This is a genomic window from Candidatus Neomarinimicrobiota bacterium (assembly GCA_022573815.1).
GTDB lineage: Bacteria > Fidelibacterota > SORT01 > SORT01 > SORT01 > JACZTG01.
The window spans coordinates 1-19,142 of record JACZTG010000024.1 but is presented as its reverse complement, the minus strand read 5'-3'; the positions used below and the strand labels follow the sequence as shown (position 1 = coordinate 19,142).

Genomic DNA, 19,142 nt, shown 5'->3' with positions numbered 1-19,142 from the left:
ATTAGGGATTTTCAAAATGATAGTGAATAAAAATGAGGTAACTAAAGCAAGCCTAAACCTTGAGATGATGGATATCGCAAGGAGATTAAGCCTTGACAACTACAAAGAAGCTTTAGAATTTCCAAAATATTTTCAGATTGAGACGGTTAGACTTTGTAATGCCCACTGTCCTTTTTGCCCTGTGGACGAATGGGACAAATCGGTTCCGTTTATGCCTGAATCACTATTTGATAAAATTGTAGATGAAATGAGCAAATATTCTGATTGGATTGAATTTGTCGCTGTCCAAAGAGCCGGCGAGCCGTTAATGGACAAAAACATTGCGCTGCACATTGCAAAGCTTAAAAAAGCAGGGATAAAAAGGACAAGTATATCTACTAACGCATCGTTGCTGACCGAGAAAAAAGCGATAGAAATTATCGAAGCGGGACTTGACGAGATAATGTTCTCTATTGATTCCGTTGAGAAGGAACAATATGAAAAGATGCGGGTGGGCTTGAAATTCGAAACTACATTAAAGAATATCGTAAAGTTTTTTGAACTTCGTGAGAGGATGAAACCTGACATGGTCGTTCGGGTCAGAGGCGTATCTTTTTTCAATCTAACTGATTCCGACCAGAGAGATGAAATGGAACGATGGGAATCATTTTGGAGCCTGCTCAGAAAACCGCACGACCGGATTTATATGAAACAAGCCCACAGCTGGGGAAATCAGGTTGAATGGGAAGGTAATATTCCTGATTACGGCTCGATTTATCACCCATGTATTCTTCCATGGTCCACAATGCATATAACCGCTATGGGAATAGTGCCACTTTGCGGACAAGACTACGATGCCCATATGAACATCGGAGACATAAATACGCAATCAATAGCGGAAGTCTGGAAGAATGAGAAATGGACGGAAATTCGTGAGAAACATCAATCCGGAAATCGCAATGATATTAGTATGTGCCGTGGATGCAGGCTATTTGATGAAGAGTTCAGTCTCGAGAAAAAGCGATCACCACAATTCGCTTAATGTTTTCAAGATCTCAAATGTAGATACAAATTCTTATAAATACTAATATGAGTGAAATCAAAAGATGTACGGTTGAAGATATTCCCGCTCTTTTTGAGTTGTTCAGCAATGTATATAAGCATAATCCACGTCTTCAGGAACTCAATTACTTTAATTGGCAGTTCAAAAACCAACCCGGCAATGAAAACGGAGAATACTCCTTTTGGATTGAGTGGGATAATTCAAAAATAGTCGGCTTTTTGGGTTATATCCCCATTGAATTTATTTATGACAACAAAGTGCAAACCGGTTGCTTTGCATACAATTGGTATACCTCAGGATCAAACGGTTCCGGTTTAAATCTTATGTATAAACTGTGGGAGAAATTCGATAACAGGTTCTATATCGGTCTCAGCGATGCCTCAATAGACATCTATAACCGTTTAAACGTTCCGCTGCTCGATAAAATGCCTCGTCGAATCGGAATAATCGATTCCGAAAAAGTTTTCGCTTTATTTTCCTTAACTGGCGATTCTACCCTGAATACGTTATTGAAATCTGAGGAAATGCTTTCAAAATTTAGAGATTCAACTGATATTAGCCCTGTTGGACGTTTTAGCGATACGGACGAATTCCGTTTTGAAGATCAACCAACCGTCAAAGGTTATGTCCGCCGCTCCGGCAAATTCCTGAACTGGCGATACTTCGATATTCCCGGGCATAACTACAAAGCTATCACCGGACCCGGCAATATGTTTGCGGTTTATCGAATCGAAAATATTATGGACAAAAAAGAGAGTGTCCTTAAAATAATAGACTGGAATTTCAACGGTGAATCGGCAAAAAATGCGCTGTCGTTTATTCTCAAAGAGGGCATTAGTTCCGGCGCAATTATGATTGATTTCTTCTGCACCGATTCCGGCACAAACAATTCTTTCGATTCCAACGGGTTTATCAACGAAGACTCTTTCAAGGAGAACATTCCATTTCTTTTCAGACCGTTAAATTTCAATAACGGAGGAATTAGTCTCGCCATAGATACTCCTCCCCATATGAAAAAAAGGGAAATTGATTTCTCCGAATGGTATATATCGCGGGGTGACGGCGATATTGACAGGATAAAACTTTGAAGAAAAAACCGACACTAACGGTTTATATGACTAATTATAATCATAGCCGCTTCCTGAAATATTCGCTAAAAGCCGTTCTTGAGCAATCTTACCAGCCGATGGAATTTATAATTATTGACGATTGTTCCACAGACAACAGCTTGGATGTTATTGAAAAGTTTGCCGAGAAATATCCGATAATTAAAATAATCCGTAACAAAAAAAATCGCGGCGTTCTTTACAACGTTAACCGTTTAGTGGAAATGTCAAAGGGCGATTATGTTTATGGAGTTGCCGCCGATGATGTAATAATGCCCGGATTCCTTGAGAAAACTATGGCGATGTTCGAGAGGCATCCGAAAGCCGCTCTTTGCTCGACACTTTCAATTTTATTAGGAGAAAAAGGAGAAAATTTAGGAATTTGTCCCACACCGGTGGTATCAAAAAAGTCGGAATATTTTTCGCCCGGCGATAGCTATCGGTTGATACGGGATTTCGGTTCATGGATGATGGGAAATTCTGTGGCGTTTCACCGTGAGCGCTTATTGAATGTTGGAGGGTTCGACCAGAATCTCGGCTCTTTCAGTGATGGATTTATTCATCTTGTACTGGCTCTCCGCCACGGAGTTTGCTACATACCGGAGCCTCTCGCTGCATGGCGCAGACTTGACGAAGGCTTAGCGGCTTCAACCAAATCAGATGTCACCTTATGGCTTGAAAATAAGAGAAGAGCCGCAAATATAATGAGAACGGAGTACAGCGACCTTTTCCCATCCGAATTCATCAGCTATTTTGAACGACAGCAGCTTTTCAGAGCGCTTATTACCGCGAAAGGATCGAAAGAAAAACGTGAGTATCTAAGAGAAGTGATCTCGATTATCTATAGTAAATCTAAACTCTCAAAATTCGGTTGGACAGGAATCCTAAATTTTACGGTTTTGATAAGGAGATCTCTCGATCGGTTCGTCTCTTTCTTGACCTATCAACTGTCGAAATTCAAATCCGCTTTGAGGGCAGGATGAGTATTTACAAAATAATTTGGGATTTCAGAAGGTTATGGCTCAAATGGTTTATACTTTTGTCCATCGGCTATTTTTTGTTTTATTTTGGGATGAGTCCTGGAGTGATAGCACTGATTTTAATAATTTTCGGTCTATGGACAAAAACTTTTTATCAAACAATTACCTTTTTAGGATTGTTTCCCGGAGTCGGGCTCAATCTATACCGGGCTTTGACTATACCCTTATTCTGGCTGCTAAACAGTTTCGGGTTCAGCATGTATAAACTATTTTCAGGAAGGAAATCATAACTTCGATATGAAGGTCCCTTTCCTTGATCTCTCTATAACCTCTGAGGAGGAGCGTTCCGAGCTGCTTGATGCCGTAGAAACCGTTATGAAACACGGCAGGTTGGTTCTCGGCCCCGAGGTGGAAGAGTTCGAGACACGTTTCGCAGAACATTGCGGACGAAATTATGCCGTGGGAGTCAGCTCGGGAACCGACGCTTTATATCTCGGACTCAGAAGTCTCGGCATCGGTCCCGGGGACGAAGTTATCGCTCCCTCACTTTCTTGGATAGCCACTGCCAATGCGATTTCTCTTACTGGCGCTACTCCTGTCTTTGCGGATATTGCCGACGACCAGAACATTTCTCCCGATAGCGTGCGAAGACTAATCTCGGATAAAACCAAAGCGCTACTTCCGGTTCATTTTAACGGAAAAGTCTGTCAGATGGACAAGTTATCTGAAATTGTCAGGGAACATAATTTACTGATGATAGAAGATGCCGCTCAGTCGTTCTCCGCCCGATTTAACGACAGTGTAGCAGGTTCTTTCGGAGACATCGCCTGTTTCAGTCTTAATCCGATGAAAATATTCGCTGCGGTCGGAGAGGCTGGAGTTATAGTTACGGATGACCCCGAAATTAAAAAGCGTTTGATCAGCTTGCGCTATGCCGGAACTATTGACAGAGAACTGTGCGTTGAGCCGGGATTAAACAGCAGACTTGATACTATTCAGGCAGCTATGTTGCTGGTGCGGTTCAACAGGGTTGAAGACATTGTTGAACGAAGAAGGGAAGTAGCCGGCAGCTATTCCGAACTGCTTCGTGATTTAGTAGTAACTCCGGAAGACAGCGATGGAGAAAGACAGGTATATTACACATATACTATTCGGTGTGAGAACAGAGATGAATTGAAAAAACATCTTGAATCGAAAGGGATAGAAGTTAAGATACGTCATCCGATACTTATGCCGTTGCAACCGGCTTACAAAGACAAATCCCGCGCGGAATTCTCGAACGCTGAAAAGATCATCGGTGAGATCCTCAGTCTTCCTGCAAGCGAAGCTGTTTCCAACGAGGAAATTGAATACGTTGTTTCCTCTATAACCGAGTTTTATAAGGGATAAATTTTTATGCCTGAGAGTCCGATAATTTATAATTCCAACGAGGTCCTTGAACTCAGTGAAAACGATCTTTCAGTCCTCAGGGAGTTGGCTGAGAACTCCGCACTCCGAAGGTCGAGGATTTGCATGCACTTGAGCGAAAACGATCCGGTTCAGGAGATGGTCATCGGACTTTGCCGGGACAGTTATATTCGTCCTCATCGGCATATAGGCAAATCAGAATCGTATCACATCATTGAGGGAGAACTTACGGTGATACTCTTCGACGAATCAGGGCAGGTGACCAAAAGAATCGAAATGAGCGCAACAGATGCTCACCTGAATCTTATCTACAGGCTCTCAAAGGAAGCCTGGCACATGGTCATCCCACAGACAGAATACGTGGTATTTCATGAGATTACTAACGGACCCTTTAAGCAATCGGACACTGAATACGCCAGCTGGGCTCCGCATGAGTCCGAATCGGATGAGATAGTTCTCTTTTTAGAGGATTTGTCTGAATAGTTCTTAAGGCTTGTGGATGTAATCAAGAGGCAGAGTTTTTATCTTATCCCAATTGGCATTTATCCATGATACTACCCCATCAATTCCATCCTCCATTGACACACGCGGCTGCCAGTCAAATTCTATTCTTGCTTTTTTAGAATCAATAACGTATGCCCTATCCTGTCCGGGACGTTCTTCCACACTTTCCACTACTTCGCTGAACTCGACTGACATTTTTTCGCATATCATCTCAACCACTTCTCGCACGGAATAACCGCCGTCGGGTGACAGATGATAAATAGCTCCTTTCGAACCCGACAACATTGCGCTCAATTCTCCTAAGGAGATGTCGCTGATATGTATAAATGACTTAACCGCCGTGCCGCCGCCGTGAAGCTGGAGTTTTTTCCCGCTTTTTATATAAATAATAGTGCGCGGAATAATTTTCCAGAGCTGCTGATGCGCTCCGTATACATTCGTTGAACGTATCATCGTAAGCGGAAAATCATAGTTTTTTTGAATTGTAAACAAATGTAAATCCGCTGCCGCTTTTGACGCCGCATAAGGTGTGGAGGGATTGAGAGGAGCGTCTTCAAATACGGATCCTTCGCATGAGCCGTAAACCTCAGGCGAAGATATATGAACATATTTCCTCAAGTAACTGCGGTCTTTCAAGAAATTAATCATTTTTGAAAGCGATACCACGTTAGTTTCATACCAGTGTTCGGGATGCTCCCAACTCGGAGCAACTTCACTTTGAGCGGCAAAGTTTACTACATAGCTGGGTTCCGTATCATCAAGCAAATTTATCAACTCGGGCATATCTTTATTCATGTCTAATTGATGGAAGCTGAAATCCCCGGAGCTCCTGTTGTTATAAGGAAGGAAAACACTATTTTTTTCAGGTGACCGACTGACACCAATAACTTCATACTCGCCTTCTTCCAGCAGCAGATCAATAAAATCGCTCCCCGAAAAGGAGTTACTCCCTAACACCACAACCTTCATCTTATCTGAAATATTTTTTACCCCCTGATAATTAACGTTTAGGAACCGAACCTACAGCAAGCACATAATGCCCCATCTTGTCGAATCCGGTGTGCAGCACTTCATCGTTCATCGAATACATAAAAACGTTTTGAAAACAGTTGCTCAGGAGACTTTCCAAAGTTTCATGTGTTTTCCAATTTATGTGTCCTATTTTGCTTTCACGTGAAGCCCATTCTTCAGCGTACTTATTTGGAGTGCCGAGTATCAACATCCCGTCGTCCGTGAGTGAATCAGCGATATTTCTCACAAACACATCTTCCTTATTCGGCTCCACATGCTCGATAACGTCTAAGGAATAAGCGGCGTTATAAGGTCCTCCGGATAACGGTCCCGATGTAGCGTCATAAACGTCAAAACGGATATTCTCGAACTGCTGCATTCTTTCACGGTTATCCTCCACCATCCTGCTGTCCCAATCGGTAGCGTTCACACTCCTGACAGCCGACGCCACAAGAACAGTGCCGAAGGCATCACCGCAGCCCACCTCCATTACCCTGAAATCAGGCTTCATCATTTTCATAACGAACTTATACCTGGCGAGATGAAAGAGAAGATGCTTCGGATCATTCTTCAGCGAAAAATAGGCATGGGGGCCCAATATGAACTTTTCTTCGCTATCGTTTTCATAGCCATGGTCAAACTGATCTTTGTGATGTTTCGGTAATAATATTTCTGTCGTCATTCTGCCCTCTTCTAAAAGTTTAAAAAACTTTTATTCAAAATATATGAATCCATGATCGCCTGAATATCCGCTGTGGCTGAACCACCATTCCCACTCTTCGGGAGAAAAGAAACATTCTCCCGTCAGCACCCAGCACATCATATTGACTTTTTCTTCCTCGTTGCGGTAAGATTCTACAACGATATATTTATTTTTCTTTCCAACCCTCTCTATCTCTGAAAACGCCTTATCCAAGTCATAGCAATAAAGGTTATGAAGCGTATTTAATGATATAATCAGATCAAAACTGTTATCTTCAAAAGGAAGCGACACGGCATCCGCAACTTTTAAGTTACCCCTTATTTCCTCTTTGGAATTTTCGACGGCATATTCCGAAATGTCTATCCCTTGAACTTTCAATCCCGGAACCGCCTGAGTCAATTCGTAAAGCAGAAACCCTTTACCGCAGCCCACATCCAACACACTGTCTCCCGGCTTAAGACCGTAATGTGTGGCGATCTTTTCAGCTACAGAACGCCATCTGCCGTCATATTTATATCCGCCGAACCCGAATTTTCTGTCTCCGTCCCAGTAATCATATCCATATGATTTAGCCTTTTTGATAGCTTCCGCTTTCGGGTATTCTGTCATCCTCGCCAGATAATCGCGCTTGGTTCCCGAATGCTGATCCGTAAGAAAATCTATATAAGCCATTTAGACCTCTGCTCTTTCGCTCAGCATTGATTCAAACTTATTCATAGATTTTTCCAGCTGCTTTTCTAACCGTTTTTCCCGGGATATATTACTATTGGAAAATTCACGCCGCCTGTTTCCGCTGGAAAGGAAATCGTTCAGCATTATGGCGCACCATTTCATCTGATAAACTGGCAGTAGGAGATTCATCCTGAATTGATGAAAGCCGGCATCAGAATATTCTGATGATACGGTTTCAGAAAATGCCGAAAAATGTTTCATGCTTACAGGAATTTCAGGTTGACAAAAAAAGTCGCAAACAAGCTTTGCCGGGTCGTCCCATCCGGCGTATTCAAAATCGAAAAATCTCAGCGCCCCGGATTCCGTTATAATTGCATTGTGAAACCCGAAATCTGATGGCGATAAACACCAGTCAGTATCCGGTAATATGTCGCTAATTTTTATTCCCTCTACAGCGGAGTCGGCCACAACTTCACTCTTTACGCTGTCCCAATAAGGAATAAGATTATCATTCACAAATAATTTTGCGGTGTTAGAAACGTCGTAATCTATCTTTATCTCGCTCAAACTCTTTAATCGGTTGCTTACGTTATTTAGATGTCCGTTAATTGAAAAATATGCTTCAGACGCTTTGTGAATACTTTTAGCCCGTGTAGAATTCTTTCGGGAGTTTAGCTCAACCCAGAAGTACAATGCTTCCGATACGAGATGTTCATCAACGTCTTCCGGCAAAATTTTCTTTCCTTCCGCGTATTCAAATAATGCGTTCCTGTTTTCCATATCCTGAACTACGGGACGAGGGATGCGGTGAATACCTTCGCACCAGAGAAAATCGGAAAAGCCGAATTCTGCGCTTAACCGGTCTCTCCTGTCCTCTTTGTCCGTGTAATAAGATTTCATCAAATACTTATATTTGCTGGTTTCGAGTTCATACACACGGTTATTTGCTCCGCCGCTGATTTCTTTAATTGCAAACGGAGACAGATCTCCAATTTTACTTAATAAAATGATTGCCTGATTATTTAATGACACTTTCAAACCGACAGCGCCGAATTTTCAGGAAAAAGGGTCCCTATCATCTCCCACGAGTTGAATCTCATTAGTTCATCGCTGTCCTTATGTTGATTATTCGGATCGAATAATATCCCGTTAACTTCTTCCGGGAAGCCGCTGTCCAGAAGAAAACCGGGTAGATCGTCCACAAAAATATCGCACCGGATGAGAGCTATCCTCGCATATTTGTATTCCCTTGTGGTTTCAAAGAAAACGTCACTGAGCATTAATCCGCTCGATTTTATCCATTGCAGAGCCGCAGCGTGCAAATCGTATTGGGGGCCGATGACCGGATGCCTCGTCTTGTGGCTGATAACAACCGTTTCCCAGCCTATTTCAGCGCATATACCGATAAAATCCTCAACACCCTTATAGATACGGGCATCATCCATTTTGGTCCCGTACACGTAACCCTGGAGTTCCGTCCATTCAGCTTCCCTGCCCTCACCGAGCAACATCTGTTTCACGCTTTCTTTTGTTTTCAAGCTGTTTTCGGGAAGCATATTTTTCTCCGCCGCAGCTGCCGCGAACACTCCGTCATAATTGACGATAGTATTATCAAAATCAATTCCGATGATCATTATGTCAGTTAAATCCGTTTGAAGTTTGAATTATAGGACGCAGCGTTTTCCCGGTATCCAGATCGTCAATCGCCTGATTTACCTGCTCAAGCGTGTAGGACTGTGTGATAAGAGGCGCAAGGTCTATCACTCCCGATTCGAACATTTCAAGATATTCGGGGAAATCTTTATCGGGATCATTGTCGCCACCCCATGTTCCCAATATATTCTTGCCCATATTGAGTTCGTGCGGATCCAATTGCAGCAGATCACCCTCTTTAGCATTCCCTATGACGATCACACTCCCACCCCTTACCCTTACAGATGCAAGCGCCTGAGCCATAACTCGGGGAATTCCGGTAGCCTCAACCGCATAATCCAATCCATCGGCAGAGATTTTTCTTATCTCTTCTATAGGATCACACTCAGTTGGGTTTATAAGATGAGTAGCTCCCACACTCTTTGCGGTAACGAGTTTATCATCAAATAGGTCTACCGCTATTATCGGGTCGCAACCCGCTATCTTTGCGCCCTGAACAACGCATTGCCCGATTCCGCCGACCCCGAAAACCACCACCGAATCGCCCTTTTTGGCAATCACAGTGTTTCTTAACACACCGAACCCTGTAGGGACCGCACAGCCCAAAAGCGCTGCTTCATCCAAAGGTAAGCTACCGTCTATCCTGGTAAGTCTGTTCTCGCTGATCACACTCTGATTCATAAAAGTGGTAATACCGCCCGCGTTTATCCGGTAGCCGTTACTCCCGTAAACAGTGCCCGGAACGTCATAGCCCTCGCCCTTCATCCAGGAAAGCAAAACATAATCATCTTCTTTTACCTTTGTGACCCCGATCCCGACTTCCAAAACTTTTCCCGTCCCTTCATGTCCGAGACAATGCGGCAGGAACTTGTCTTCACCTTTGTGTCCGCGGCATTCGAGAACTTGTGTGCGGCATATACCGCTGTATAATACATCCACAAGCACCTGACCCTCTTTCAGTTTTGGAATTTCTATATCCATAAGTTCAAGAGGTTTCCCTGTTTCAACTAATACCGCTGCAGTCGTTTTCAAAAACTTACTCCCAATTCCGACAGGTAAGTCTTTTCATACACTTCCGTTATCCTGCTTCTGATACTCTCCGAATCCAGCCCGAAATGTTTTCTGGCGTATGTCTGGTTGCCGCTTCGGTGCATAAAACTGTCTTTCGCTCCCACTGACAACAACTTTGCGGTAATCTCGCTTCGAAGTTCTTCTGCCGCTTTCCATTCAGAAACAGCGCCACCCAGACCTCCGATAATACCGTGTTCCTCAACGGTCACAACCAATCTGAAGTTATTAAACGCCTCTTCCAGGTATTCCCTGTCAAGCGGTTTTATAGTATGGAAACTCATCAGTTCCGTTGAAATCCCCTCAGTTTCGAGCATCTCAGCCGCCGCCATCGCTTCAGGAGTTATATTTCCCGTTGAGAGAATACAAACCTCGTTGCCCTTTTTCAGTCTTATACTTTTTCCGATAGAAAAATTCGGAACTGAATCATGCACGAGCGGTTCGTTTTTCTTGCCCAGCCTGAGATATACCGGTTTATCATGTTTTAACGCCGCCCGTAACGCCCCTCTTACCTCATAGGAATCTGCGGGAGCCACGATGCTGATTTCGGGAAGCGACCTTAATATCGCAATATCCTCGAACGAATGATGCGTTGCTCCGTTACCCGCATAAGAGAATCCTCCTCCAACGCCGACGATTATTACGGGATTGCCGTTGTAACAGACATCTACTTTTATCTGCTCAAAACATCGCGCGGTAACAAATGTGGCAATCGTATAGACTATCGGCTTGAAACCGCCCATAGACAACCCTGCCGCCATTCCGATAGCGTTCGCTTCAGCAACTCCGGCATTATAAAAATTGTTTGGATTTGCTTCCTTGAAAGGATCGAACAAGCGGTTACCAATGTCCCCTGTAACGAGAACGATATCGTCCCGCAATTTGCTCTGCTTTAAAAGTTCATCTGCGAAGGCGTTTCTCATTAGATAGTCAGCTCCAGGATTGCTTTCCCGACTTCATCCTCAGTCGGAATCCGATAATGCCAATTATTGTCGTCCTCCATAAAAGAAACGCCCTTACCCTTTATGGTGTGCGCTATTATCGCTATCGGTTTGCAACTGTTATCGGGGAAATAACTCATCGCATCAGCCAGTTCGGTCATATCATGCCCGTTCACTTCATATGTTGACCATCCGAACGCTTCCCATTTTTCCGCCAAAGAGTCAAGCGAGAGAACTTCCCTGCTTCTTCCTGTTGCCTGCCACTTGTTAAAATCTATCACTACCATAAGATTTTCGAGGTCGTGCGCCGGAGCGAACATCGCTGCTTCCCATACCGAACCCTCGTTACATTCTCCGTCGCTCATCACTACAATTGTTTTCGCGTTGTAATTCTTGATCTTGTTTGCAAGCGCAACCCCGACTCCCATCGGAAGACCGTGACCGAGTGATCCGGTTGCGACTTCCAAACCCGGCAAAGCGTTTGCTATCGGATGCTCGCCCAGCAAGGTATCTTCCCTTGCGTAACTGTCCAGCAGATCTAAAGAAAAAAATCCTCTGAGAGCCAATACCGCATAAAGAGCGGCAGCTGCGTGTCCCTTACTGAATATCAATCGGTCTCTCCCCTCTCCGTAGGGATTCTCCGGGTCTACGTCCAGACCGTACCAATAAGCGGCGATAAGTATATCCACCACCGATAGAGACGAGCCGAGATGAGGAGATTTTGACTCGAACGACATTCGAACTATCTCTTTTCTGGCTTTTGAGGCGATTCGCTCCAGCTGAGAGTTTGCGACTTCCATCGTCGTCATCATGACAGGTTCAGCTCCTGCATCCGCTTTATGTTGTAATAAAGTGGGTTGTTCATACCGTCTTTTACGGTGCCTTTATTATAAGCGGCAATAATTCCGGTGATAGCGTCCTCTATAGTGTGTTTAGTTTCAAAGCCGAGTTCTCTGCCGATCTTATCGGAATTGACATGGTAAGAGCGGATGTCGTCAGTGGGGACATAATCTATTTCAATACTATCCTTTCCGACTTCTTCCGCAACCATCAAGGCGATATCCTCCACCGATCGATTTTCATACCCCGCATTGAATACTTTACCGTGTATCTTTTCAGAATCAGCCTCAAGAACGGTTGTATAGACTCGAACCATATCGTTAATATGAATATTCGGGCGAAGTTGTTTTCCGCCGAATACTTTTATGCTGTTGTTTATAAGAGCGTGAATAGTCAGAAGGTTTACCGTCAGATCCAACCGAAGCCGTTTTCCGTAGCCGCATACGGTTGCGGGTCTGATTATCGTCCAATCCGACTTGTTGGGATTTTTCCATTCTGATAATTTTTCTTCGCACATCAGTTTAAATCGCGAATAATCCGTCAGAGGATTTTTCGGAGTATCCTCTTTCACATCCGCTTCCTCTCTGACGCCGTAAACGCTGGACGAACTTGCGTATATGAACCGTTGTACGCCTGTTTCCTCCAATGTGGAGAGTATTCCGTCAAACGAATCAAGGTTGATACTTTTGCCCAATGTTGGGTTCAGATCAAAACTCGGGTCGTTGGAGATACAGGCGAGATGAATAACTGCTTCGGATTCGCTGAAAGCCTCACGCAGGTCATCCTTATTTCGTATGTCGCCATTTATGCATCGAAGATTCTTGTGACCGCTATACTCTCCAAACACATCTTCCCCGTAGATGAAGAGGTCCAGAACGGTTACTTCTTTCCCTTGTTCAAGAAGCGTTGGGACGAGTTCGCTCCCTACATATCCACCGCCGCCGGTGATCGCTATCTTTTTAAATTCGTTCATTTTAACAATGATATAAGTGTTTTTTTCAACGATATTTTCGTGATAGGCTCTTTGTTTCCGACTATTTTTACAGCCAGCGCTCCTACCGCATTCCCGATGAACGACACAATTTCGAGAGGCACACCCCTTGCGCTCAGAAGCGAAGAAAGTGAAAAGAAAGTATCGCCCGCTCCCATCCGGTCAACGATATTTCCGGCAAGCGCGGGAGCTTTTATGTGTCCTGTCTCCCGGGAGAATGCGCTGCTCCCGTTCGCTCCCCGCGTAACGATAATCTGTCCATAATCCATCTTTTCGTACACGTTTTCGAGCAAGTCCTCTACGTCTCCAAACTTATTCCGGTTTTCAAGACGCAGTTCGGATTCATCCACCGTGACCAGTTCCGCTCTCGGATATTTTGAAATAAAATTATAGCCAAAATTACCGGCATTGCTCTGCACGTTCACTGCAAGGTGAGTCTTTGTTTTGCTTAAAGAGTTTATCGTGTTCTCCGATATCAGACCATGACCGTAATCGCAAACCAACACGGCATCGGATTCATCAAGCTGAGCGTCAAGAATTTCGATTAGCTCTTTCTCCTGCTTCTTACTCAGGTCTTCGTCATTTATCGTGTAAATTTCGATCAGCTTATGAAAGAAATAGTCATCAATTATCCGTTTTTTAACTATTGTGGGAGAATCGGTCTTGTAAATAAATTTTGTTATAATGTCCGGATTAAGCTTCTCCTTGATCAATTCCTCGTATGATTCTCTATCGCCTAAATAGGTTACCAAGGTTACATCTCCGCAGAATTCCGCAACCTGATTTGCGATGGCGAGCGAACCGCCGAGATGGATTTCAATATTTTTCTGCCTGAGAACTAAATGAGGGTCTTTCGAGGACTTGCCTATAGTATCGCCGTATATGTATTCGTCAATTATAGCCTCACCGACTATCGTAACTTTCAGGTCCTGTAGTGAATTCAGAGTGCCGAGTATCTCTCCTTGTGAATAACGGTTCTTTAGCCCGGAGATAAATTTCTTCGCTTCATCTGAAATCAGATGCAGGTTTTCGTTGATGATCTTTGATGAAGAAAATGTTTCCTCATCTGTGTAGATTATTCGTCCGCCCACTTTAGCGATAGCCTTATTTTCGTTGGCTATCTCTCCTGTGATATCCTCATCAGGATTCTTATAATCGCTTCCCTTTACATAAATATCGGGAGTCAATAATTCTATCGTATGAACCGCCGAGGGCCACTTGTTGATAGCAACGTAATTCACTTTTTCTAAGGCGCCTATCGTTTCCGCTCTGTAGAGCTCATCAAAAACCGGCCGATGCGGTCCTTTATTCACATACTCATCCGGCGTTATGGTCACCACCAATATATCGCCGTTTTTCTTTGCCGCTTCTATATGCTTTATATGTCCGGGATGAAGTAGATCGAACACTCCATGGCAGAGTATGACTTTCTGGCCGGCTTTCCGATGCTCCTTCAGAAGTTCGGGAAGCTCCTCAAGTTTTACTATTTTATCCCGCGCATCCAAGATATTTGAACCACTCCTCCGTTGCTTCGCTGATCGCCTCAGGCTCCCAAACAGGAGCCTCATTCCAATACTCTATGTTATCCAACATTGTCTTTACGCCCTCTTCAAAAGTGACTTTGGGCTGCCAACCAAGGGTTCCCCTGATCTTTGAAATATCCCCGAATGTGCAGTCCGGTTCGCCCGGTCGTTTCGGAACGAATATCACATCTCCGCCAAGCAGCTCCACCAACCTGTTTATCGAATAGGCGTTTCCGGAACCCACATTAAATATCTCGTTTGTCACATCTGATTCCGCAGCCTTCAGATAAGCATCCGCAACATCCGTCACAGATACGAAATCCCTTGTCTGAGTCCCGTCACCAACGACCGTAAACGGTTTGCCCGCCAATTTTTGGGCAAGAAACACACCGAATACAGCCCCGTAAGTTCCCGATGTTCTCGAACGCGGCCCATATACGTTGAACATCCTGAGACTCACCACCGGCAGGTCATAAACCTTCCCCCAATGCATGACATATTGTTCTCCGACAAATTTTGTCAAAGCGTATGGATACTCAGGCTCTGTCTTTGCCGATTCAGGAGTCGGAAACTCTTTTGTCAATCCGTAGCAAGAAGACGATGCGGCATAAATAAATCGTTCCACTCCGGCATTTCTTGAAGCTTCCAAAACCGAGACTGTGCCGTCAACGTTTGACTTATGATAAAGAGACGGATTCACTATCGAGGGGACTATATCAGCCAAAGCAGCGATATGGAAAACCCAATCCACATCCGCGAAATATTCCGTTATCTCTTCCTGAACAGATATGTCGGCATGCACTACATTCAGGTTCTCAAACTCTGACAAATGATGCAGGTTTTCCTGCCTGCCGGTTGAAAAATTATCCAAAACAGTCACATCGTGTCCGTCGCCGAGCAGCCTTTCGGTAATATGACTGCCGATAAATCCTGCTCCCCCGGTCACTATTGTTTTCTTTTTATTCAATTTCCACCTTCAGCTCATTGTTAAAATCTGAGAGGTAAACCTCAATCTCCGGATCGTATCCTTCTGTCGTTAAATAATTTTCAAAATAGCTGACTGCCATTTTCCGGTCGCTCTCATCCCGCGCCATTTCAGCAAAACTGATGATAGCGTCTTTATATTCGGGGTCTAATGACAGCACACGATCAATCTGTTCACGCGCCTTTTCCTTTTCATCCTCCGCCCACAACACTGTTGCAAGACTTACTTTGTACTCGGCGTTTGAAGGTTCTATCCTTACGAGCTTTTCAAATATCTCCAACGCCCTTGAGTTGTTGCCGGAATTATAATCTTTCTCGCCCATTTTTGATAAAGCGGGCACGAACGAGGCGCTGTTCAATTTATATGTTGTATAAGCGCGTGAATCATCGACTCCTAATCTTGTATTGAATCTTTTATCCATTTCGTATTCAAGTCCGGTAAGTTTCTTGATTAAGTCTGTTGACATTCCGCCGGTTATCAAAACGATGTATTTTGCTTCGTTTAAAACAAGGTCATCTATCATCCTCAAATAGATCTCTTCGAAACTCATATCGATAATCGTTCTCGTTATACCACGATTGAAAAGCAAATGCCCTACAGCTGAACGTCTCTCGGAGAGGAAATAGATCTCCGGGTTATAGCACCAGACAAATATCGTATCCTCAGGAGATGTGTTTTCTTTAATATGGTTTGCTATCTCCTCCGAAGCCAGGAAGTTCGGTAGGCTGTGTTTATATTGATAAAGCGCCTGTTCGGATGGAGTAGATTTGAAAAAATACGCGTATAACGGTGAAATTGACAGAACGGCAAGACCCGCTAACGCTAAAGAAGCTGAAATAGTCAGATAGCCATCCGCTACGCCCAAATTTAAGGTCGCACTTTCTATTATCCAATACGATGCGGCAACTGCCAAAACCGGAGTAAACGGAATAAAGTAGTTTGGGAAGAATTTGTGAGGCAGGAAGTATCCTAAAATTATTCCGGAGAATAAACTCAAAAAGATAAAATTGGTATATCCTGTTTCATTATAACTTATATACGCCAATCCTAATATTCCAGCGAGCCAGAGAGGAGAAGATTCTTTCATATATGCGGAGACGTTTATTTTTAGCTGTATCAACTTCGACAACTTATCTTTATGAGTAACCCATTTACCTTTTTCCCGCGTGAGGTTCATTATATATGAAATTGAGTGAAGCGAAGGATAGATAAGAAAAGTTCCTAAAAGCCATTTAAGGGAATAGCCCCTGCTCATATAAAATCCGAAGAGGAGCAAATGGGGAACCGTAACGCTGCCGGTGAAAAGTAAAAAACCTGTGTAGTCATTTAACATAAACAGCTGCAGGTATCCAAATCCCGCAAAATACAGCGTGCTGTTCTGCTTTAAAAGTATAGTTAGAAATGCGGTCACCCCTGAGAAAACCAGCCAAATGTCTGAACCGGTTCTTACGTATTGTATAAAAGCTGCGGTTGAAAGGGTAATAAACAGCGTTTGATAGTTTTCCGGATTTTCGTCCGCTGTCCACGTGAATGGAACGCTCGAATAAAAAGCATATATGCCGGCAGCAGCCAATCCGACTTCGACGCTAAATGCAACTTTCCCCAGCCAAAATACTCCAAGCGTATTCAGGAGATAATACGCCGAATCAAAATCTCTTATCTTCCTTGGATTAGCTCCGCACAGTTTTACCACCACCCACATCAGATATGTCAATCCGGGTTTACCCCAGCTTATCAGGCTATCCGATTTACCGTGCACTGGTATTATATTTCTGCCTTCTTTTTGATACCAATAATTCAGATAGCCGTAAATTCCGTGGTCCCAGTCAAGAGGTTGGTTCCTGAATCGAGAACGCAGCCACCAATTAAAGCTCAGAATTCCTGTGAGAAGTATGAAATGAATAGCCTGCATTAGGTTGCCGGATGCTTCCTAATTTCGTTAAGATGCAGCAACAGCTACCCCTTCGGATACCATTCTCACTGTGTCCGCAGTTTTGAAGCATAATTCCGCCGGTGGTACTTCCATAAGAATATTATCGGTCTTTCAATCAATAACTTTAATGATTAGACGGTAATATATGGGATGCCTCCTGAATTTTGCCAAAACATCGAATATTCCATCGATAAGGATAAACTGATATTCATATTGGCTTAAGTGGCGGCGCCTCGCGTCCCGAAGGGACCTCCTTGGGGGAATCTTCCGCAGGAATTCCTCTGGAAGAAGCACAGCCTGTCCCCGCCAAGTCGGGAGACACATCGGTTTTCACTACTATGTTGTATTTTGAGTATCAGGTACTTACGGGGACTAATGACCAAATAGAGACCATTTGCGTGTCCCGATTTGGCTACTTAAGAATCTATTATGCGATAACAAATAGATTGATTGGGGATATTAGCTAAATATCTTCAGAATTATTTTCTATAAATTTCCCTACCATACTTCACCGGCGAGTTCGGATGCTTTCTCAGCTGACCAAGCATTGAATTCTTCTTCCTCCCGGACTTCAAATTATGATAATTCTTATAATCACTCCTCTGAAAGTAAATCTCCGATAAATTCATCCAAGTTAACAGAAGCAGCGCAACAAACTTTGTCAGCAGCGCCATAAAAAACTATGAGCGATTTGTCAACGACAACCATACCTTCGGGAAACACCACATTCGGAACATCTCCGTTTTTTTCAAAATCTTCAATCGGTTCAAGAATAGGTTCCCGTGTACGGGCAAGCACATTCCACGGCTCTTTCAAATCCAAAAGCGCAGCTCCAGCCCGGTAAACCTTGTTACTATCGACGCCGTGGTAAATCAAAAGCCAACCGGATTCCGTTTTTATGGGAGGAGGTCCGGCTCCCAGCTTATTTCCCTCCCACTCTGTTTCCGCTTTCATTACAAGTTTATGATTTGTTATCTTCTGGTCAATACTATCCGTCTCGGCATACCAGATAGACGGACCCGAAGTTCCGTATTCTTCTCCAACCCAGTTATGTGGTCGATGTAGTACGGCATATTTTCCGCCAATTTTTTCAGGAAAGAGCACGACATCGCGTTCATCGGCGCCATATGGCGTAATGAAACCATAGCGTTTGAACTCCCTAAAATCTTTGACCGTAGCCAAAGCAGTTCTGGGTTGCGCGGTTGGTCCAGGTTTGGGAATGCCCAACCGTTTTCGTATCTCACTGGGAGGATTTGGAGTCGTTACAACATACGTCAGATAAATATCTCCGTCGATTTCAGTGACTCTTGGGTCTTCTAACGACCACTCCCACATTCTTTCATCCGGAATCAACACAGGGTCTGATTGCCGCTCCACTAAATTTAAATCATCATCAAATATCGCATATCCAATCCTTGAAACACTTGGATAATAATCTCCCAATGCGCGATAATAAAGGTGTATTTTGCCGTCTTTATAGACTGCTGACGGGTTAAAAACAGATACAGACTCCCAATCATCACCCCTCGGTTCTAAAATTGGATTACCACTATAACGTTTCAACTTCACGATTATTATTTCTCCTTCTTAATTATAAATAGGACAAAATGCGTTGCCAATTTTTTCTAAATCGAACTACATCGTTAAAAAAAAGAGAATACGAGACAGGTTACCAATTGCTGAAGATATTCGGCTGAATATCCGTTGCTGATTTCGTCCGGAGAATGTCATTTAATCACCGCAAATTTGCCGATAGTTTCGCCGACTCCCGGCGCATCGATAT

At 43.7% G+C, this 19,142-nt stretch carries 18 protein-coding genes; 5 read left to right on the top strand and 13 right to left on the bottom strand.

Annotated features, from left to right (window positions below; all coding sequences use genetic code 11):
• Positions 1-16 precede the first annotated feature (16 nt).
• The 5 genes from IIB39_09015 to IIB39_08995 all read left to right on the top strand — a co-directional run bounded on the left by IIB39_09015 (position 17) and on the right by IIB39_08995 (position 5,018).
• Positions 17-1,021, top strand: a complete 1,005-nt coding sequence (locus tag IIB39_09015; protein ID MCH8928840.1) for a radical SAM protein — start codon at positions 17-19, stop codon at positions 1,019-1,021.
• Between the two features lie 47 nt (positions 1,022-1,068).
• Positions 1,069-2,130 (top strand): hypothetical protein, encoded by a 1,062-nt coding sequence (locus IIB39_09010; protein ID MCH8928839.1) that lies wholly within the window; start codon positions 1,069-1,071, stop codon positions 2,128-2,130.
• Positions 2,127-3,131, top strand: coding sequence for a glycosyltransferase (locus IIB39_09005; GenBank protein MCH8928838.1), 1,005 nt, complete (start codon positions 2,127-2,129; stop codon positions 3,129-3,131). Before IIB39_09010 ends, IIB39_09005 begins: the two co-directional genes overlap by 4 nt.
• 294 nt (positions 3,132-3,425) lie before the next feature.
• Entirely contained in the window at positions 3,426-4,517 is a 1,092-nt protein-coding gene (locus IIB39_09000) for a DegT/DnrJ/EryC1/StrS family aminotransferase (GenBank protein ID MCH8928837.1), read from the top strand.
• A 6-nt stretch (positions 4,518-4,523) separates the two neighbouring features.
• A complete protein-coding gene (locus IIB39_08995) occupies positions 4,524-5,018 on the top strand; it encodes a WbuC family cupin fold metalloprotein (protein ID MCH8928836.1) in 495 nt (164 codons plus the stop codon).
• A gap of 3 nt (positions 5,019-5,021) precedes the next feature.
• On the opposite strand, the gene IIB39_08990 is transcribed toward IIB39_08995, so the two are convergent.
• From IIB39_08990 to IIB39_08930, 13 genes are all read right to left on the bottom strand, one after another.
• A complete protein-coding gene (locus IIB39_08990) occupies positions 5,022-6,008 on the bottom strand; it encodes a GDP-mannose 4,6-dehydratase (GenBank protein MCH8928835.1) in 987 nt (328 codons plus the stop codon).
• A gap of 31 nt (positions 6,009-6,039) precedes the next feature.
• Positions 6,040-6,732, bottom strand: a complete 693-nt coding sequence (locus tag IIB39_08985; GenBank protein ID MCH8928834.1) for a class I SAM-dependent methyltransferase — start codon at positions 6,730-6,732, stop codon at positions 6,040-6,042.
• 30 nt (positions 6,733-6,762) lie between these two features.
• Complete coding sequence (locus IIB39_08980) at positions 6,763-7,425, bottom strand: class I SAM-dependent methyltransferase (GenBank protein MCH8928833.1); 663 nt, start codon at positions 7,423-7,425, stop codon at positions 6,763-6,765.
• Complete coding sequence (locus tag IIB39_08975) at positions 7,426-8,463, bottom strand: phosphotransferase (protein ID MCH8928832.1); 1,038 nt, start codon at positions 8,461-8,463, stop codon at positions 7,426-7,428.
• The gene (locus tag IIB39_08970; protein ID MCH8928831.1) at positions 8,460-9,059 is read right to left on the bottom strand and encodes a haloacid dehalogenase-like hydrolase; all 600 of its coding nucleotides are present in this window, start codon (positions 9,057-9,059) and stop codon (positions 8,460-8,462) included. The genes IIB39_08975 and IIB39_08970 overlap by 4 nt, the downstream gene beginning before the upstream one ends.
• A 4-nt stretch (positions 9,060-9,063) precedes the next feature.
• Complete coding sequence (locus IIB39_08965; GenBank protein ID MCH8928830.1) at positions 9,064-10,110, bottom strand: zinc-binding dehydrogenase; 1,047 nt, start codon at positions 10,108-10,110, stop codon at positions 9,064-9,066.
• A complete protein-coding gene (locus tag IIB39_08960) occupies positions 10,107-11,069 on the bottom strand; it encodes a transketolase (GenBank protein MCH8928829.1) in 963 nt (320 codons plus the stop codon). The genes IIB39_08965 and IIB39_08960 overlap by 4 nt, the downstream gene beginning before the upstream one ends.
• The gene (locus tag IIB39_08955; protein MCH8928828.1) at positions 11,069-11,896 is read right to left on the bottom strand and encodes a transketolase; all 828 of its coding nucleotides are present in this window, start codon (positions 11,894-11,896) and stop codon (positions 11,069-11,071) included. Before IIB39_08955 ends, IIB39_08960 begins: the two co-directional genes overlap by 1 nt.
• Positions 11,896-12,900: an NAD(P)-dependent oxidoreductase gene (locus IIB39_08950; GenBank protein MCH8928827.1), complete on the bottom strand. Its 1,005-nt coding sequence runs from the start codon at positions 12,898-12,900 to the stop codon at positions 11,896-11,898. Before IIB39_08950 ends, IIB39_08955 begins: the two co-directional genes overlap by 1 nt.
• On the bottom strand, positions 12,897-14,423 hold the full coding sequence (locus IIB39_08945) for an adenylyltransferase/cytidyltransferase family protein (GenBank protein ID MCH8928826.1): 1,527 nt from the start codon (positions 14,421-14,423) through the stop codon (positions 12,897-12,899). Before IIB39_08945 ends, IIB39_08950 begins: the two co-directional genes overlap by 4 nt.
• A complete protein-coding gene (locus IIB39_08940) occupies positions 14,407-15,408 on the bottom strand; it encodes an SDR family oxidoreductase (protein ID MCH8928825.1) in 1,002 nt (333 codons plus the stop codon). The genes IIB39_08945 and IIB39_08940 overlap by 17 nt, the downstream gene beginning before the upstream one ends.
• Positions 15,401-17,338, bottom strand: a complete 1,938-nt coding sequence (locus tag IIB39_08935; protein MCH8928824.1) for a glycosyltransferase family 39 protein — start codon at positions 17,336-17,338, stop codon at positions 15,401-15,403. The genes IIB39_08940 and IIB39_08935 overlap by 8 nt, the downstream gene beginning before the upstream one ends.
• Positions 17,339-17,953: 615 nt before the next feature.
• Complete coding sequence (locus tag IIB39_08930) at positions 17,954-18,928, bottom strand: glycosidase (protein MCH8928823.1); 975 nt, start codon at positions 18,926-18,928, stop codon at positions 17,954-17,956.
• Positions 18,929-19,142 lie beyond the last annotated feature (214 nt).

Bases quoted from the DNA above. Each gene is read 5' to 3' on its own strand.
- IIB39_09015 (MCH8928840.1), top strand. From the start codon at position 17: ATGATAGTGAATAAAAATGAGGTAACTAAAGCAAGCCTAAACCTTGAG.
- IIB39_09010 (MCH8928839.1), top strand. From the start codon at position 1,069: ATGAGTGAAATCAAAAGATGTACGGTTGAAGATATTCCCGCTCTTTTT.
- IIB39_09000 (MCH8928837.1), top strand. From the start codon at position 3,426: ATGAAGGTCCCTTTCCTTGATCTCTCTATAACCTCTGAGGAGGAGCGT.
- IIB39_08995 (MCH8928836.1), top strand. From the start codon at position 4,524: ATGCCTGAGAGTCCGATAATTTATAATTCCAACGAGGTCCTTGAACTC.
- IIB39_08990 (MCH8928835.1), bottom strand. From the start codon at position 6,008: ATGAAGGTTGTGGTGTTAGGGAGTAACTCCTTTTCGGGGAGCGATTTT.
- IIB39_08985 (MCH8928834.1), bottom strand. From the start codon at position 6,732: ATGACGACAGAAATATTATTACCGAAACATCACAAAGATCAGTTTGAC.
- IIB39_08980 (MCH8928833.1), bottom strand. From the start codon at position 7,425: ATGGCTTATATAGATTTTCTTACGGATCAGCATTCGGGAACCAAGCGC.
- IIB39_08970 (MCH8928831.1), bottom strand. From the start codon at position 9,059: ATGATCATCGGAATTGATTTTGATAATACTATCGTCAATTATGACGGA.
- IIB39_08960 (MCH8928829.1), bottom strand. From the start codon at position 11,069: ATGAGAAACGCCTTCGCAGATGAACTTTTAAAGCAGAGCAAATTGCGG.
- IIB39_08955 (MCH8928828.1), bottom strand. From the start codon at position 11,896: ATGACGACGATGGAAGTCGCAAACTCTCAGCTGGAGCGAATCGCCTCA.
- IIB39_08950 (MCH8928827.1), bottom strand. From the start codon at position 12,900: ATGAACGAATTTAAAAAGATAGCGATCACCGGCGGCGGTGGATATGTA.
- IIB39_08935 (MCH8928824.1), bottom strand. From the start codon at position 17,338: ATGCAGGCTATTCATTTCATACTTCTCACAGGAATTCTGAGCTTTAAT.